The 17,984-nt window shown below is 39.2% G+C and carries 14 protein-coding genes, 1 tRNA gene and 2 pseudogenes; all 17 read right to left on the bottom strand.

Annotation, left to right across the window (positions count from 1 at the left end):
- Positions 1 to 3 precede the first annotated feature (3 nt).
- The 17 genes and pseudogenes from MK403_RS06890 to leuD all read right to left on the bottom strand — a co-directional run bounded on the left by MK403_RS06890 (position 4) and on the right by leuD (position 17,979).
- Positions 4 to 417 carry a type II toxin-antitoxin system death-on-curing family toxin gene (locus MK403_RS06890; protein WP_268709368.1) on the bottom strand — a complete coding sequence of 138 codons (414 nt, stop codon included), beginning with the start codon at positions 415 to 417 and terminating at the stop codon, positions 4 to 6.
- Positions 414 to 650, bottom strand: a complete 237-nt coding sequence (locus MK403_RS06885; RefSeq protein ID WP_084946003.1) for an AbrB family transcriptional regulator — start codon at positions 648 to 650, stop codon at positions 414 to 416. Before MK403_RS06885 ends, MK403_RS06890 begins: the two co-directional genes overlap by 4 nt.
- A gap of 82 nt (positions 651 to 732) precedes the next feature.
- The gene (locus MK403_RS06880; protein ID WP_268709367.1) at positions 733 to 1,905 is read right to left on the bottom strand and encodes a restriction endonuclease subunit S; all 1,173 of its coding nucleotides are present in this window, start codon (positions 1,903 to 1,905) and stop codon (positions 733 to 735) included.
- Entirely contained in the window at positions 1,902 to 2,402 is a 501-nt protein-coding gene (locus MK403_RS06875; RefSeq protein ID WP_268709366.1) for a restriction endonuclease subunit S, read from the bottom strand. Before MK403_RS06875 ends, MK403_RS06880 begins: the two co-directional genes overlap by 4 nt.
- An 11-nt stretch (positions 2,403 to 2,413) precedes the next feature.
- A pseudogene (locus tag MK403_RS06870) lies at positions 2,414 to 2,938 on the bottom strand (restriction endonuclease subunit S); the annotation flags it as partial.
- Positions 2,939 to 2,950: 12 nt separating this feature from the next.
- A pseudogene (locus tag MK403_RS06865) lies at positions 2,951 to 4,443 on the bottom strand (type I restriction-modification system subunit M).
- 147 nt (positions 4,444 to 4,590) lie between these two features.
- Positions 4,591 to 5,517: a bifunctional riboflavin kinase/FAD synthetase gene (locus tag MK403_RS06860; protein ID WP_268709365.1), complete on the bottom strand. Its 927-nt coding sequence runs from the start codon at positions 5,515 to 5,517 to the stop codon at positions 4,591 to 4,593.
- A 143-nt stretch (positions 5,518 to 5,660) separates the two neighbouring features.
- Positions 5,661 to 9,200, bottom strand: coding sequence for a chromosome segregation protein SMC (gene smc / locus MK403_RS06855; protein WP_268709364.1), 3,540 nt, complete (start codon positions 9,198 to 9,200; stop codon positions 5,661 to 5,663).
- On the bottom strand, positions 9,191 to 9,889 hold the full coding sequence (gene rnc / locus MK403_RS06850) for a ribonuclease III (protein ID WP_038805356.1): 699 nt from the start codon (positions 9,887 to 9,889) through the stop codon (positions 9,191 to 9,193). Before rnc ends, smc begins: the two co-directional genes overlap by 10 nt.
- A 171-nt stretch (positions 9,890 to 10,060) precedes the next feature.
- Positions 10,061 to 10,132 (bottom strand) — tRNA-Arg (locus MK403_RS06845).
- 67 nt (positions 10,133 to 10,199) lie between these two features.
- Complete coding sequence (locus tag MK403_RS06840) at positions 10,200 to 11,186, bottom strand: GMP reductase (protein ID WP_268709363.1); 987 nt, start codon at positions 11,184 to 11,186, stop codon at positions 10,200 to 10,202.
- Positions 11,187 to 11,463: 277 nt separating this feature from the next.
- Positions 11,464 to 12,186 (bottom strand): hypothetical protein, encoded by a 723-nt coding sequence (locus MK403_RS06835; protein ID WP_268709362.1) that lies wholly within the window; start codon positions 12,184 to 12,186, stop codon positions 11,464 to 11,466.
- A 61-nt stretch (positions 12,187 to 12,247) separates the two neighbouring features.
- On the bottom strand, positions 12,248 to 13,411 hold the full coding sequence (locus MK403_RS06830) for a TPM domain-containing protein (protein ID WP_268709361.1): 1,164 nt from the start codon (positions 13,409 to 13,411) through the stop codon (positions 12,248 to 12,250).
- A 10-nt stretch (positions 13,412 to 13,421) separates the two neighbouring features.
- On the bottom strand, positions 13,422 to 14,507 hold the full coding sequence (locus tag MK403_RS06825; RefSeq protein ID WP_268709360.1) for a TFIIB-type zinc ribbon-containing protein: 1,086 nt from the start codon (positions 14,505 to 14,507) through the stop codon (positions 13,422 to 13,424).
- Between the two features lie 48 nt (positions 14,508 to 14,555).
- Entirely contained in the window at positions 14,556 to 15,872 is a 1,317-nt protein-coding gene (locus tag MK403_RS06820; protein WP_268709359.1) for an SPFH domain-containing protein, read from the bottom strand.
- A gap of 706 nt (positions 15,873 to 16,578) precedes the next feature.
- The gene (locus MK403_RS06815; RefSeq protein ID WP_000160505.1) at positions 16,579 to 17,358 is read right to left on the bottom strand and encodes an L-threonylcarbamoyladenylate synthase; all 780 of its coding nucleotides are present in this window, start codon (positions 17,356 to 17,358) and stop codon (positions 16,579 to 16,581) included.
- 27 nt (positions 17,359 to 17,385) lie between these two features.
- Positions 17,386 to 17,979 carry a 3-isopropylmalate dehydratase small subunit gene (leuD, locus tag MK403_RS06810; protein ID WP_268709358.1) on the bottom strand — a complete coding sequence of 198 codons (594 nt, stop codon included), beginning with the start codon at positions 17,977 to 17,979 and terminating at the stop codon, positions 17,386 to 17,388.
- Between the last annotated feature and the right edge of the window lie 5 nt (positions 17,980 to 17,984).

Below are 17,984 nucleotides of genomic sequence, written 5' to 3'. Positions count from 1 at the left end.
ATCTTACTTTTTGACCTTTTCTCTGATAGAATGTTCAGAAACCCATTTAGAGTAGCTTATCATTTTTTCATCAGTTAAAGCTTCTACCGCTACAGTCACGCACATATCAACCGCTTCTTCCACGGAAACAGAAAAGTGATAACCATTTAATTGTAAAAACTTCACCAAAACAAAGAAAGCTGTTCGTTTATTGGCATTGGCAAAAACATGCTTCTTTATCAATTGGACAAATAATATTGTTGATTTATCAAAAATTGTTGGATAAAGAGGCTTGCCAAAAACAAATTGTTCTGGTAAGTTCACAATCATATTTAACGCTGAAGGACTAACTGTTTGAATTTGCTCCTTTGGAGAATACCGTTGAATTACTAAAGCATTGATTTTTTCAATTTGCTTTTCTGTTAGATAGACTGTCATTTTTCCACCAAAGCTTTGAAAATATCATCGTATTCATCAAAAATTGTATCCAATTTTAAGTTAAAGGCATCATCAGAAACATAAGAGACCTGATGATCCAATTCTTCAGGAGTAAAGATAATTTCACCACTTGGTAATAATTTCGCTTCGTATTTAACACCACTTGGAATATTGAACTCGCTTGGAATCGTAATGGTGATTGAATTTCCCTGTTTTCTTGTTTTTACGACCATCTGATTTCCTCCTTTGAAGTATTATAACAAATAATTACGGTAATTACAACGATAGTGTGAAACTGCTATTTCATCTCAGATCTTAACCGAAATACTCCTGCATAAGTGATTTTTTCAAGGTTTCCAATTCTTCTAGAGATTTTTGAATTGCCAATTGTGATTTGTCGACTTGAGCTACAAAGTCCGCGAATTCGTTTTGGAGGGCTAGAGGGGGGAGGGGGACAGAAATATCTTGTAATTCCTTTGCATTTATATTAGCTTGATTAACAGCACCTTTCGCGATGTTCCTTAGAAACTTCTTTGTACTAGGAAAGTTTAAAAATTCGGATAGATATCTAGAGTTAAAAATATTATTATTTGTTCTAATACGAATAATGTAACCTGCAATAACCATATCAAAATTTAATTCATAAATACATGTTTTCCCAACTAATTCAATACTATTTGTACGATTAAATAGTACATCCCCTTTTCTTACTACATACTTTTCTAAGTCTTTCTCTGGAATATCTATATATTTTAAATTCTGTATATTCAACTTACCATCTTCAGTTATATTATTCATTCTTAAATATCCATATTTACCATTAAGAGTGGCTGGTAAACTAGTACCATATCGGACTTCTTCAACTAATTCTCCTAGTCTTTTCAATGAAAAGTCATTTAATATAAACATCTCGTTAAATCGGGATTTTACAAGGTTTGAGAGTTCACTAATCTGCTTATTTCTATTTATTATTTGATACTCTAACCTATCCAATATGTCTACTATTGTATTTTGATTTTCTATAGTTTCAATATTAACTTTGGTTTTATTTAAATAGTCAGCTAACTTTAAATTAATAATTCCAGTTGTTTGATTTTGAAATTTTAACACCTTTTTTGTGTCATAAAGATACTTCATTAAATAAAATATATATTTAGAATTATATTCTGGTTTAACTCTTAAAATACTAGTAAAGTTATTTGTGAAATAATCTTGATCTGTAACATCGAAATATACAACACGTCCAACCGGTTGATTTGGACTACCTCCTGATTTTTCAATTATAATATCACCAGTTCTTAGAATTTTGTCGCTGTTTTTATCTTTATCAATTTCACGACATACAATATTATCTAGATTTAGTCTTCCAGAATTTAGAAAATTTGAGGTTCTAATTACTGCTGTCGCCTCTCCTTTGCCACTATCTTCATTACCCCATTCACCATTTATAGATTTTTCAAATATATTCTGTAAAAAAATGATCGTCATGCAACCACCTCCTCGGAATATCGGGATTTTACAAGTTTTGATAATTCCGTGTATTGCTGACTTTTTTTTGAAATTAGATAATCTATTTTCTCCAAATTCTTAATAATCTTTTCTTGTTCAGGAATACTCATCATTGGAACTTGAGCATTTGATAAATTATTGAGCTTAATATACTTTATTACTCCTCCAATTGACTGGTGGCGCAAAACCTCTATATACTTATCAAGAAAGTAGTATAGATATTTCATTCTTACATTAGAATTATTACTCAAAATATAAGTTCTCTGATAAGCATTGAATTTTCCTTTATAATACTTAACATTTAAATCCCCATTTCCTGCAACTAAAACGACTTCGTCGTCATAAACATAATCGTTAATCCACGAAATTTCTTTTGCTGTTGTGAAAAATGGATACTTACCTCCGACAACTGCAGCATTGGCATCCAATTTACCAGTTTGAATAGAAACTAATTCTCCCAACTTCACTTTCTTCATGCAACCACCTCCTCGGAATATCGGGATTTGACGAGTAGATTAAGCTCTTTAAGTTGTTCTTGTCTCATTAAAATCAGCTTGCTTAACAAATCTAGTTCACTTGCAATTCTTTGTTGCTCTCTCAAATTTGTATATGAAACCATAATATTATCAAAATATTTTTTTGTTAAATGTTTCATTGTGGAACCATGAGTATGTTTTACAGCATCTTGCAAACCTTTTTCAACAACATATTTAAAATATGATTTATCAATATCTATCTTATCAAAAATCACTTTAAAAATATGCTGATTTAACACTGCGGATTTTCCACACCACTGAAAAACCCCTAATGTACCCGACCAAGAAATAAGAATGTCACCATCTTCAATAATGTATTTTTTATCAATCGTACCCGAGTAATAATTTATCTCTTTTGAAGTTTTAGTCAAATTCTGTATTCTGATAATCTCTTTTCCTTCAGATGACCAATCTTGAGGTTTAAAAGCATATCCATTAATAAAAGTAGCCACTTCCCCCAACTTCACTTTTTTCATACATCCATCTCCCTACTTGAGTAATTCTTCTAACTCTGCTAAGCCAGCTTGAATTTCTTTTTCTAGATCATTGATTTTCTTTAAGATGACTTCTGTTGGTTCATACTCAACTTTTTCATACTCGATTTCTTTGTATTTATTGATCGATAAATCATAATCATTATCCTTTATCTCATCGACTGGAACAAAGAAAGACTGGTCCGTTCTCTTACGTTCTGCTTCGTTTTCAAGTTGATGGAAACGTTGAATAATATCTGGAATATCATTGTCACTGATCGGTTGTCGTTTATCATCCAAACTTAAACCATCTGCTTTCATATCGTAAAACCAGACCTTGTCCGTGCCACCATTTCCAGTCTTTGTGAAGATGAGAATGGCAGTTGAAACTCCAGCATAAGGTTTGAAAACACCGCTAGGCATTGATATTACAGCATCCAATTTATGATTCTCTACAATTTCCTGACGAATTCCTTTATGGGCTTTAGAAGAACCAAAGAGGACACCATCAGGTACAATAACCGCTGCACGTCCCCCTGGTTTCAAGGTACGCAAGAAAAGAGCAAGGAAAAGTAATTCTGTTTTTTTGGTTTTTACAGTCGCAAGAAGATCATTTGAAGTTGAATCGTAGTCAAGTGACCCTTTAAATGGAGGATTTGCTAAAACTAGAGTGTACTTATCTGCTTCTTCATTATCTTGAGATAGTGAGTCAAGATAACTAATTTGTGGATTTTCCACTCCATGTAGCATCATGTTCATTGCACCAAGTCTCAGCATAGTTGTATCCGTATCATTCCATGAAACATATTGTTATGAAAATGTTTGATATTATCTGGATTGGTTTCCCATTCATCTTTCTTACGCTTTAAGTAACGGCTAGCAGATACTAAGAAACCAGCAGAGCCCATAGCAGGATCTGAGACAATATCCTTGATAGTTGGTTGCATCAACTCAACCATCATATCGATGATGTGACGAGGTGTACGAAACTGTCCATTTTTACCTGCGGTTGACAATTTTGATAGCAGATATTCATAGATATCTCCAATATCATTAATTCCCTTTGTGTCATTATCAAAATCTATATCTGACCCTCTAGTTGGAAATTCGTCTAATATAGAAATCACCTTTTGGAGCGTAGCTGGTTTATTAATTTGAAAGATAGCTTCTCGCATATAACGTGAAAAAGCTGTATCGTCAGTATCACCCTTAAGATTCTTAATAAATGGAAAAATCTCCTGGGTCATTAAACGATAAACTTCCTGAGCATCTCCTATATTTTTAAAGGTCGACCAACGGTATTCAGGTTTGTCTTTTGGAAAAATTCCCTCATAAGAAATCCCTAAAAACTCAGCATCGCTTTCGCGTCCAAGTTCAACACTATCCAAATCCTTCATAAACAGAAGATAAGTCAATTGTTCAATATTTGTTAGAGGATTTGCATTTCCTTCAGTCCACAGCATTTCCCACAGTTGATCGATTTTACTTTTTAATTCGCCTGTAATCATATAGTCTCTTTTCTTTGGTTTTTAAAGTTATGAATATCACTATTTTAACAGATTTTCAATCAAGCTTCAATTATGTTTCTCGCTATAAAAATTTCTTTCAAAAATAAAAAAGCAAACACAAAATATGGTTCACTTTTTTAAACTTTTCTACTCTCCATCCTTCCAGTTCCGAGCAATCTCTTCGTCTTTCTGGAGTTGGTCTACCAGTTCCTCTACGGAGTCAAATTTGACCATATCACGGACACGGTCCAGCCAGTAGACAGTGACTGTCTCACCGTAAATATCGTCTGAAAAGTCGAAAATATTAACCTCAAAACGTGGTTCTTCGCCATCAAAGGTGACATTTTTCCCCACACTTGCCATGCCACGATATCTTTGACGTTGCACTTCCACATCGACTACGTAAACACCGTCTGCTGGCATATAGGTTCGATCTCTTAGGACCAGATTGGCTGTTGGATAACCAATAGTCCGCCCACGAGCATTTCCATGAACGACCATCCCACGAGATGGGAGCGGTGTGCCGAGCAGATGCTTGACTTCCTTGACATCTCCATCAAGAATAGCTTGGCGAATCCGTGTAGAACTAATCTTGCCCTTTTCGTCCTCGACCGGAGGAACAATGATGATTTCTCCATCAAAATAGTCCTTTAGTTCATCCGCAGTTTTCTTATCAGAGCCAAAGGTATAGTCAAATCCTGCTACGATAATCGCTGGTTTTAAAGCCTTGATATAAGTATCAAAGAATTCTTGACCCGTTAAACTAGCAAATTTGCTATTAAAGTCAAGTAAGAAGAGAGCCTCTACCCCATGCCATTTCATCTTGTGCTCTCGTTCTTCGTGATTGACAATATGGAGCATGAGCTCAGGTTGGTAAGGTTGTAAGGCAAGTTTTGGCGACTCTGTAAAGGTCATTACGACAACTGGCAGATAATCCTTCATCGAAGCCTTACTGGCCACTTCAAAAAGTTTCTGATGCCCCTTGTGAATGCCATCAAAATAACCTAGTACAAGGACTGTTTTACCCGGTACTGCAATATCTTTTTCGTTCTTAATAGGTACTGTTGTAATCATGAAACTATTATATCATAGAGAAAGTCTTTTCGCTAAGAGGAAATCCCAAATGTCGTTTTTTGCGCCTAAACTGACCTTAAGAGAAAATTTAGCACTTTAGTTTTAAAAAATAGCACCTCCTAAAAGATGCTATCATTTGGTAACTAGTCTTTTGTTTCTTCCAAATCTTTTAATTTAACCGAAACAATCTTAGACACACCTGACTCTTGCATGGTAACTCCATAAATAGAGTCCGCTGCTGCCATGGTCCCTTTACGGTGGGTTACGACGATAAACTGACTATCCTTGTCAAAGCGATTGAGGTAGTCCCCAAAGCGTTTGACATTGGCTTCGTCCAGCGCCGCCTCTACCTCGTCCAAGATGACAAAAGGAATGGTCTTAACTCGGATGATAGAGAACAACAAGGCCAAGGCCGATAGGGCTTTTTCACCACCACTCATGAGGTTGAGAGACTGGATTTTCTTACCTGGAGGTTGGACAGAAATCTCCACACCAGCTGTTAAAAGATCACCCTCAGTCAATATCAAGTCTGCCTGACCACCGCCAAACATCTGTCTAAAGGTCACTTTAAAGGACTCACGAATAGCCTCAAAGGTTGATTTGAAGCGTTCCTTAACCTCATCATTCATCTCTGTGATGGTCTCAAGAAGCAGGTTTTTCGCAGACAAAATATCATCACGTTGGCTATTGAGGAACTCCAGACGGTTGTGAACTTCTTCGTACTGGTCAATAGCATCCAAGTTGACAGGACCCAGCGAGCGAATAGCCTTCTCTAAATCCTTAACCTCTTGCTCTGCCAGATTGAGATTTTCCAGTTCATGAGCCTTTTCTAGAGCCTCATTGTAGCTAACCCGGTACTGGTCTGTTAATTGAACTTGTAGATAGCGCAAGCGTTCGCTGACTTTTTCCTTCTTAGCTTCAGCGCGTGTTTGTTTACGAATCCACTCCTCGTTCTGCTGACGAGCCTGATCCAAATGACTAGCAATATCATCTAGTTGACCTTCGATATCATCCAACTCAAACTGCTTGCGAATCAGACCTTGTTGAAGATTGGCTTTCTGAGTTTTGGCCTCTTCCACCTGCTGGCTTAGTAAATCCGTATCCACTTTCTCAAGATTATCTACCTTTTCTTGGAGGAGACGCTGAATCTCCTCTTGTTCGATATCCAGACTATCCAGTTCCTTGCCTAAGCGTTCTATATCAGTTACTTCGTAACGTTTTTGTCCCTGTAGTTCCGACTTAAGCAAGCGAGCTTGAGAAATCTGTTCCTGCAAGTTTTGATAACGTTCTTGAATGGCGTTTTTGTTAGACTTAATCTCTTCAATCTCAGCTTCCAGATTTTGCTTTTCACTGGCAATGGTAGCAAGACGCTCTTGGCATTTTTCCTTATCCGCTTGCCAATCTCCCTCAGAAAGACGATTTAATTCCTCTTCTTGAAGTTTCCAAAGCGTTTCCAGTTCTTCGACCTGCTGATTGGTTTGTTGATAAGCTAGGTACAAGCCTTGCTCCTGAATACGAGCTTGCTCACCCTGAGATTTGATAGCTTCTAATCTTTCTGTTAATACCGCCATCTCATCTTGCAAGGTCTTAAAAGTCGCTTCTTCTGAACGAAGACTAGCTTCTTCCTCAGCAATTTCTTTTTGTAATTGTTCCAGCTCTGGCTTGATGAAGATGCTGTTATTTTGACGATTGGCACCACCTGCGTAGGAACCACCTGTACGCAATTCGGTACCATCAAGCGTCACCATGCGAACCTGATAGCGAACTTGGCGAGCTGCGGCACGCGCATGTTCTACAGTATCAAAAATTGCTGTCGTTGCTAGCAAGTTCTTAAAAATGGCTTCTAGTCTCTTGTCAAACGACACCAACTCATCTGCCATACCCAGAAATCCTGGACTTGCAGAGATAGCGTCTTGATTCTGACTAGAAATCGTACGAGCCTTAATCGTTGTCAAAGGAAGGAAGGTTGCACGACCAGCTCTATTACGTTTGAGGAAATCAATTGCCTTGGTCGCCGCGTTTTCATCTTCTACGATGATATGTTGACTGCTAGCTCCAAGTGCAATCTCCAAAGCAGTTTGAAAATGCACATCAAAGGTCAAATGTTCACTGACTGCACCAATGATCCCACCAAGACGGTCTTTTTCTTGAAGAACACTCTTAACACCCGCATAAAAGTTACTATGATTCCTAAGGATATTTTCCAAACTTTGGGCTCTTGCCTGCTTGTTTTTGAGACTATCCAGACGGTCAAAGAGTTGGCTCTGTTGGGCTTGGTAAGAAACTTTCTGTTCCTCTTGTTCCTTGGCACTAGCTTGGTAGTCTGCCAATAATTTCTGAACCTGCTCCTTGGCAGTTTCAAGCTCAGCCTGCTGTTGACTGGCCTTCTCTTTAGCTGTAGTCAGTTGTTCTTTCAGTTTCTCAAGTTGATCAGCTTGTTTTTGAGATAGTTGACGGCTGTTCTCCAGTTCATTCTCTATTCGTGTCAACTGGTTTGAGACATCCGCTTCTTCTTGTAAAAGTGCCACAAAACGTTCACGTAAGAGCTCAATCATCTGGTCAGGATCATCTGAAAATGCCAACAATTCTGCTTCTAAACGATTGAGTTCCTTGTTGTTTTCAGCTAAACTTTCCTCTAACTGTTCCAGATTCCCTTCTTTTTCAGCCTTTTCCTTACTTAGAGCCTTTCTCTTATCTTCCAGAGTCGCCAAACGTGCTTGTGCTTCTTGTTGATTAAGGGCTACCTGCTCAGATTCCAGTTTGGATAGGGCTAGTTTTCGCTCTAAGTCACTGATCAAACTGGTCAAATCCATTAAGCTCCCTTGGTCTTTGGCCATTTCAGTTTGGAGATCTTGCCGTTTCTTTTTAAGAGTCTGATTTTCCTCTTCTAACTCTTCACGCTTTTGGTAATAACTAGTCAAGAGTTCCTGAACCTGCGTTAGCTCTTCTTCTGTCAACTCTAGTTCAGCCTTATTTTCCTTGATTTGGGCAACCAGTACATCCAAATAAATCGCCTTACGCTGACCATCCAAGTCGAGAAACTTCCGAGCATTTTCAGCTTGTTTGGCAAGAGGCTTGATTTGATTGTCCAACTCATAGATAATGTCCTCTAAACGGTCTAGGTTGTCCTGAGTTTGTTGCAGTTTGCTCTCTGTTTCTTTTCTACGAGTTTTGTACTTTAAAACTCCTGCAGCTTCTTCAAAAATGGCTCGGCGTTCTTCGGGCTTGGAGTTAAAAATTTCCTCAACCTTCCCTTGAGAGATGATGGAGAAGGAATCTCGTCCCAAACCTGTATCCAAGAAAAGATCATGGACATCACGGAGACGGACTTTCTTGCCATCAATTCGATACTCGCTATCTCCACTACGGTAGATATGGCGTTCTACCTTAATAACTTGCCCTGCATCCTTGATAAAACCATCCTCATTATCCAAGGTCACGACAACCGAAGCATAATTGAGTGGTTTGCGACTTTCTGTTCCAGCAAAGATAACGTCAGGCATCTTACCACCACGAAGGCTCTTAACACTAGACTCACCTAAAGCCCATCGCAGACTTTCTGTGATATTTGACTTCCCAGAACCATTGGGCCCAACGACAGCTGTCACACCTTGATCAAAGACAACCCTGGTCTTGTCAGCAAAGGACTTGAATCCCTGGATCTCAATTTCCTTTAAATACATGAATCCAGCCCTTTCTCCACTGCATTTTTCGCGGCTTCCTGCTCTGCCAATTTTTTAGAACGTCCTTGGCCTTTTCCGATACTCTTGCCTTCAACCAGAACTTCTACATCAAAAACCTTATCATGGGCAGGTCCCATCTCAGAAGTCACCTGGTAGCGAATGTCCACATCCCCATTGACCTGGAGCAACTCTTGCAGGTGTGTCTTGTAATCCTTAATCATTTCAAAGTCACCTACTTCAACCTTGGGAATCATGACCTGATAGATAAACTCTTTTACTCTAGCTACATCCTTGTCTAAAAGCAAAGCTCCCAGAAAGGCTTCAAAGGCATCACCAAGAATGGTGTCACGATTGCGACCACCAGACTTCTCTTCCCCTTTACCCAATTTGATAAATTGATCAAACTGGCAATCACGCGCAAAACCAGCCAAACTCTCCTCACGGACAATCATGGCACGGAGTTTAGACAAATCTCCCTCTGGTTTCTTAGGATATTTTTTATACAGGTATTCTGAAATCAATAATTGCAGAACAGCGTCTCCTAAAAATTCCAAGCGCTCATTGTGTGAAATTTTTAAGAGGCGGTGCTCATTGGCATAACTCGTATGAGTAAAGGCCGTTTCCAGTAAGTTTTTGTCTGCAAATTCGATTGCAAAACGCTTCTTCAGTACAGTTTGTAATTCTTTCATACTGACCTCTTTCTAATAATTACGATCCTTTCTATTATAACAAAAAAAGTCCTCTGAGTCACTTTAAAACGGGACTAGGGGAGAGTGGGGTAGTTTTTGAAAAAAATTTCCAATTTTGGAGGCAATATAAAGAAAAAAGCCTTATTTAAAGGCTTTTTTAGGCTGTTTACATCCACCCTGAGGGAATCGAACCCCCATCTTAAGAACCGGAATCTTACGTGATATCCATTACACTAAGGGTGGAAACTTGTTTTATTATAACAGAAATTTGCTCTAATAACAAGTTTTTTATGGGTGGATTAAGCGTCCATTAGTGGGAAGCATCCCCATTCCAGATAGAGTTTTTCACGATTACATAATCAACGTGCTTGAGGTCAGCAACCTTGCGTCCACCTGCGTAGGAAATGGCACTTTGCAAATCCTGCTCCATCTCAGTCAGGGTGTCTTGCAAATGCCCTTTGGCGGGAAGTAAGATGCGTTTTCCTTCTACATTTTTATATGCTCCTTTTTGATACTGTGAAGCTGAACCATAGTATTCTTTGAACTGTTCGCCGTCGACTTCAATCGTCTTTCCTGGGCTTTCGATGTGTCCTGCAAAAAGGGAACCAATCATGACCATGCTAGCACCGAAACGGATAGACTTGGCAATATCACCATGAGTACGAATCCCACCATCAGCAATAATCGGTTTGCGAGCAGCTTTTGCACACCAGCGAAGAGCAGCCAACTGCCAACCGCCTGTACCAAAACCAGTCTTGACCTTGGTGATACAAACCTTACCAGGACCGATTCCAACCTTAGTAGCATCCGCACCAGCATTTTCCAATTCACGCACAGCTTCTGGTGTCCCAACGTTACCAGCAATGACAAAAGTATCTGGTAATTCTTTCTTGATGTGCTGGATCATAGAAATCACGCTATCGGCATGACCATGGGCAATGTCAATCGTGATATACTCAGGAGCATCAGCCTTGAGCTGGCTAACAAAGTCATACTCGTAATCCTTAACACCAACAGAAATGGAAGCAATGAGCCCTTGCTCGTGCATGCGTTTGATAAAAGGAATGCGCCCCGCTTCATCAAAACGGTGCATAATGTAAAAGTAACCGCCTTTGGCAAGTTGCTCTGCTACGTTCTCATCCAAAATCGTCTGCATATTTGCTGGTACAACAGGTAGTTTGAAAGTGTGATTTCCAAGTGTGACACTGGTATCTGCTTCTGCACGGCTTTTAATCACACATTTATTTGGGATCAACTGAATATCTTCGTAATCAAAAATTGGAAATTCATTTAACATATCGATGTCTCGTTTCTTTTGTAATGACCTACCTATGCCTTCGCATCACTACGTCTTTTCCGACGTTTCCTTAATTAATTCTACACCAAAGTACAGTTTTTGTCAATTTTTAAAACAAACATTCTGTAAACGTTCGTTTTTTATCGCAATCAAAATCTTCTGAAAATCACTAAAAATTATTAGATTCGTAAATTATAGTTGATAACTACCTTAGCCAATCCAAAAGTGCGATGACAGTTCCATACCATCACCGCACTGATTTAGCCCATTTATTATTCTAATCTCCTTTGGATGATTTCATTGTAAAGGTATAATACTTGTCTCCGCTATAAGTTATTTTAAAGACCCCATCTTTTTGTTCACTGTATAGACTCGCATTGCCAGCAACCTTACCTTCAAATATAATGGTACCCGTCACATAACTCCATTTAGGAGTGGCAATTACTTCTCCTTTATAGGTGATTGTAGAAGTATGATCTGCCTTTAAAGTTGCCTTCAAGGAATCTGGTGCTATTTCTCCAGATGCGTCTGCATCCATTGCATCCACTACAGACGCACCTATCCAGTCTCCTAAGAGGGCTTTCTCTTCTTCTGGCAAGAAGTTCTCAGGTTTCGCTGCATCTATTCCTTCTTTTGCAAGTTTCACATCCATTGAAGTTCCGACAAGCTCTTTTAAGATGCTTTCAAATGTAATCGTATCCTTATCAAGCTTGCCAACCATATCAGTATTTTCAATAGTAAGAGTTAATGTGTTATCATCATTTTTCCATTTACCTTCTGCAGTTGTTCCTTCTACGTTTAGTTTTGCCTTGCCTCCACTCATCAATTCGAGTTTGAAGCCAGCCATATCATCACCAGAGAGCGTTACTCCCATGGCCGTTCCACTAACAGCTACGTATTTACCCACTAAGGCATCGTCCGCTCTTCCACCTGATTTTCTACAAGCTCCAAGCGTGATAAGTAACAGAAGTGCCAATATCAAGCTAAATAATTTTTTCATTTTACTTCCCTTTCTCCTAAAATAGATTTGAAAGTCTATCTCATTCACTCGTCTATTCTAATCAAAACTTGCCTCCTGCACCACCGTGAGTTCTTCCTGATGAAGATGTATGAGTACTGCTACCTCCAGAAGAAGATTTACTCTCTTTGGGACGAGCCACCTTATCAACCGTTTTATATAGAAACTTTTCTTCTGCTTGAGTGACAGTGAGACTATTTTCTACAATATAATTTGTCGCTGCCACCTCTGGCTCCACACTTTTGAGTTGACCAGCCATACTTGAAACAACTACAAAGGCTGTGACAAGACCTACACCTAGAGATAGGGGGACCCATATCCAACTTAGCGGTTCCTTAGGAAGATTCCCTTTGTCATAAGGTTTATCTGTCTTAGCCTGCGTTAAGAACTTATCGCTCAGTTCTGCAAAACTGCTAAATGCTTGCTCATATTCTCCGTTGCTTAGTTTCGGAACAAAGCGATCAGACATATATTCTAAACCTGCATCGGTAAATGCTCGAATCGCATAACCTGTTGTGGTGATATGCCAATCCCGTTCCTTCATACTTAACAACAACAATAAACCACTATGGTCCTCACCCTGACCATAACCATTATAGTCAAAATAATCATCTGCAAAGGCTTCTGGTGTCTTCCCTCCCAGATCCTTGACAGTCACAATAACAAGGTCACATTTCTGCCGCTCACTAATCTCATCAAGTTTACTTAATAAATCTTTTTCTTCTGCATCACTCAGTAAATCCGCTTCATCCACGAGACGCTTCAGGGGTCCAAACTTAGCAGCAATAGCAGTCAAACTACGGTGGGCACTGTCATACCAACTACTATTGCTATGATAAACTCCTTTGATAAAGGTATCCCAAAAATCTCCCAGAAGCTCTTTTGCTTTTCCCTTGTAGCAGATAGTTCTATAATCTTTAGACTTCCCTATTATCAGAAGAATAGCATCTTCCTTCCCTCTCTGGAAGAAATCCGTTGTATATTGAGTTACATCATCATAAGAGTCAGCAATGAGCAGATAAGATTTGAACTGATGCTCTTTGTAAATAGCTTGTGCTTCTTCTTCTAGTTTGCTTTTCTCATTGGATGATAGGAGGCCGGCCTCATCATAAATTAAAGTTTGACTTGACATGTCAGCTGACACAATCCCAATCAAGGTAAAAGCGAGAAAAACCGCAAGAAGGAATGATAGTAGTTTTTTCATCATATCTTCCTCCTTACATTAGATAAATCAACCAAACAATGCCATAGCAAACAATAAAAGTAAGTGTTGCAATCGTCATAAAATAGCGCCAGTAGACTCGTTTATCCAAGGGAAGGTTGCCTACAAATTTTCCTGTTTGACCATTCATAGCAAAAACGTACTTTTCATTATTCCAAGTTGTGTTTAACAACCAGACTGGATAAAGGACATACTTGGCTTTGCTATTTTTAAACTCAACATGGCTACTTTCTGGAGTTACCATTGTAAAGCCTTTAACTGTTTCCGCAAATCTATCTTCAGTACTCCTTTTAGCCCGTTTATTAGCGTGGGTGATACTTTCTTCTGCCGTCACATCATAACGCTCGGCCAAATAACCTGCTAAATAGGCTGTTTGAAAGTCAACTGCTTTTGAAACATCAAAAGGTTCAATAGATTCCATCAAGGTATTGTCCATACTTTTAGAACCGTCAACAGGTAGATGAGAAAAGGCTAACTGACCAGAACGAAGGACAGAGTAAAATTCAGTTTGGGTGTAATTGTAATCTTTGTCACTCCAAGTCGTTATCCTAGTTGCTTTGTACTTAATATCCGCATCCGCTTCTGTATTAAATAGCCAAAATGGCACGTAAACACCCTTTACTTCATCAATATGGTTCTGATCCTTAAAAATTTTTGGCAATAAACGCTTGCCGAGAAGGTGCTTGTTAAGCGCTTCTCTGGCAGCTTTTTTATCCAGTTTAAACGGAATAACCAACTCTGGTTTCAAATCACCTACCAGACGTTCCTTGAGAACAACTGGATTGTCACAATAAGGGCAAGTTGTTGCAGCAGTATTTTCATCAGCAATCAATTGTCCACCACAGGAATTGCAAATAAAGACGTTCAGCTGTTCATCATCCTCTTGCCATTCTGTAGCAGAATCCGTTGCTAGAGATGGCTCTGAAACAGACTGGGCTTCATCCAAATGCTCGTCCATGTGCTTGAGACTCTCCATTTCGTACTCGGAATCACAATAAGGGCACTTTATTTTCTGAATTTTAGTGTCAAAAGATAGTGCTCCACCACAACAAGGACATTTGTATTCTAAATTATCAGCCATGTCATCATCTCCTCTCCCGACACTAAGCCAATCTAGAGTTGTCTTGTTCTAAAACGTTGACCCGCATTCAGGACAGAATTTCGGTGCCTGGCCAGAATCTGGAACTTTCCAACCACAGTTACTACAATGTTTTGCTTGATGAACTATCAGTTTTGGACTGCCACAATTTGAACAGAATTTACCTGTATTTACTGTGCCACATGAACAAGTCCAGCTATTGTCCACTGGTTTCGGACTGCCACACTCTGGGCAGAACTTCCCCATAGCCTCATGGCCATTTGGACAGACCCATTTATTGACATTCGGAGTGCTTGGTGGTGCTTGATTTTCTGTTTGTGCTTGGTTAGCAGCCTGTTCTTGTCCCATAGCAAAGAGATTTTGTGCATTCATGCCACCGCCTGCATTGGCTGCCATGCCAAAGCCCATAAAGCCAGTCATAGCTCCTGCTTCATTGCTTGCGGCTGCCTTCATAGCGTCTGCCTGTGCACCAACTAAGGTTGCGGCCGCCATAGTCGGATCTTTCATAATAGCAGTACGTTGAGCCTGCTTAATCATTTCGGCATCTTCTTCTGGGAGAGTAACAGAACCGAGTGCAATGCTAATGACTTTAAGACCACGAAGTTGACCCCATTTTTCTGAGAGAGTTTCATTGAGGGCATTTTCTAATTCTGTATTGTGACTGACAATTTGATTCGGTCTCAATTCCATATCAGATAACTTAGCAAATGAAGGTTGCAAGGCGCTGATAAATTCAGTTTTCAACTGTGAGTCAATTTCTTCACGCAAATACTCTCTTTCAACATTTCCACAAACATTTGTATAAAACAAAAGCGGGTCAACGATCTTATAAGAATAAACCCCTGAGCATCGAACAGAAACGTCAAGGTCTAAACCAATCTTAGAATCTACCACACGAAATGGAATTGGGTTCGGTGTACCGAATTTATTATCAATTAATTCTTTTGTATTAAAATAATACACACGCTGATCTTTGCCAGTATCGCCACCATAAGTGAAACGTTTCCCAATTTGTTTGAAAGTATCCTTGATAGAATTTCCAAGATTTCCTGTAAAAATACTTGGTTCGCTGGAGGTATCATAAGTGAACTCACCTGGTTCGGCACAAACTTCTACAACCTTACCTTGCTCAACAATCATCATACACTGACCATCAGCCACTGCAATACCTGAACCATTGGAAATAATATTATCACTGCCCTTGGTATTGGATGAACGTCCAGATACCCTCTTTTGCCCCTTGACAACCATGACAGATTTGTCAATAGACTCACAATAGAAAAATTCTTTCCATTGATCGGCTAATAAACCACCTACAGCTCCTGCACCTGCTTTGATAAGTCCCATATTGTACCTCTTTTCTTTTTATCAGTGACCCATTAATAACTCACTTGCCTACCGCCTTTCTATTTAAATAATCCTTTCCACCTCCCATTCATTGTGATTACTGGTATGAGCGATTCTAGGCATATCAACTATTAAAAATATTGTTGACAACTAATCAATTATAACTCAAAAAAGCCCACTTAAACCCCGACTGCAAGTAGCAAAACATGCGAAGGGAGTCTAAATGAGCCACTTACAGTATAATTCTAGCTGTCATCAGCTACAACTCTCAGTAAGCTAACAAGGAGAGTGTAGAAAGCGAAAGAACGACGTTAAATGGATAATTCTAATATTTATATGATGATGGTGAGGTTCTATCAACTTGTTTTCAGTAGACAAACTACTCGTAAAACCTCTTAAACAGTATCTTGGACTTTTAAGCACTCAAATGCCACTTAGTCTTTATATATTATGAGTTACATTAAGCAAATGGTGATCTGTGTAAATCAGGGTCTTCTAATGATAAATCCCACTAATAAACTACCTTACTTCAAAATGTAATCGCTATCAATTTCTATCTTTATTTTACTTTTTTTCTAGGATTTTGCATGTTCTATACTGAATTTTTAAAATTTTTAGACTATTATTTTCATTATGTCTAATTAATTCTCAGAAATCACTATATATAAAAACATGTGAAAGGATAGGAGTTTAGGTTCTACTCAGCTTAATAATACTCACCTTGACGATAATCCCATGAGTTAAAGGTATCTGACAAATGCATCATGATTTTATCAATGTCAAGCCCTTTGCGAATCACAACTGGGGCTGGTGAGGTTGAACGTGCTCCTCCTTGTTCTGGAATGAGTTTGCCGTCCTTATCGACCATAGAGACCATCACACCTTGCTCGTAGCGAGTTTCAATCGTTTTGTCAGGTTGGATGGAAGCCACATAGTCGTCTGCTTCAATGACAAGGTCCACTGCTCCTTCGATACGTTCTCCGATACCTTCTACCTTACCACGATTTCCTTTTCCAGATGGGTTGGCTGATGAGGCATAAACCATCTTGCCTTCTTCCCAAAGTTTGGCAGCTAATTGTTCACCAGCTTTACCAAACTTGATGACAAAACAGCTAGTACCACGAACGTCTGTCATGAGTTCTTCACGGCCATCACCGTATGCTTTCAATTTCTCAAAAGCTTCTGGTTTCCATGGAAGGATACAACCAAGGAGAATATCTTCATCCCAATGTTTTTGGTAGAAGGCTTCAATTTCTGGGTTGAGTTGTGCTAAAGCGCGAAGCTCGTCCATGCTACCGCAGAGAACAACTCCTGGTTTGTTACGGTTACGTTCTTTAGCTTCAAATTTGCGCTCCAATCCTGCCTTGTCGCTGGTCATAATGATGTAACCAACTTTTGTAGGGCATACAATGCACCCGCCCTCACCTTTTAAAATGTCATATCCTTCTTGTGAAAGTGTTCCGTTCCATTGAATGTGTTTTGTCATAGTTCTATTTCCTTTTCTATTTTTCTTCTAGTTCTGCCAGTAGGCTGGTCGTTGTTTTTCATAAGCAGCAATCAAGTCTGCATACTGCAAAGTAATACCGATATCATCCAAACCATTTAAGAGCTTGTGTTTCCATTCGCTATCGATTTCGAAAGTGAATTCTCCGACTGGTGAGATGATTTTTTGTTGTTCCAAGTCCACAGTTACCTGATCGGTCGGTTTAAGTTCGGCTAGTTTCTCTCTAACCTCTCTAGGCTGAACAATGGGCAACATGCCATTATTGAGTTCATTATTGTAATGAATGTCCCCGAAAGAACCTGCTATCACGACTTTAAAACCATAGTCAGCTAGAGCCCAAGCTGCGTGTTCCCTCGAAGACCCTGCCCCAAAGTTATCCCCTGAGATGAGGATAGTGGATTTGCGGTATTCTGGTCGGTTAAAAACAAAGTCTGGATCCTCAGTGTAGTTATCGTCCAGATAACGCCAAGCATACATGAGGTACTTGCCAAAGCCTTTCTTATCAATCAACTTGAGAAACTGCTTGGGTAGGATTTGGTCGGTGTCGATGTTATCATTCATGAGAGGAACGGTCGTTCCCGTATAAACTGTAAATTTCTCCATATCCT

This window comes from Streptococcus oralis (assembly GCF_026782285.1).
Taxonomy (GTDB): domain Bacteria; phylum Bacillota; class Bacilli; order Lactobacillales; family Streptococcaceae; genus Streptococcus; species Streptococcus oralis_CG.
This window is presented reverse-complemented; position numbering and strand designations above follow the sequence as displayed.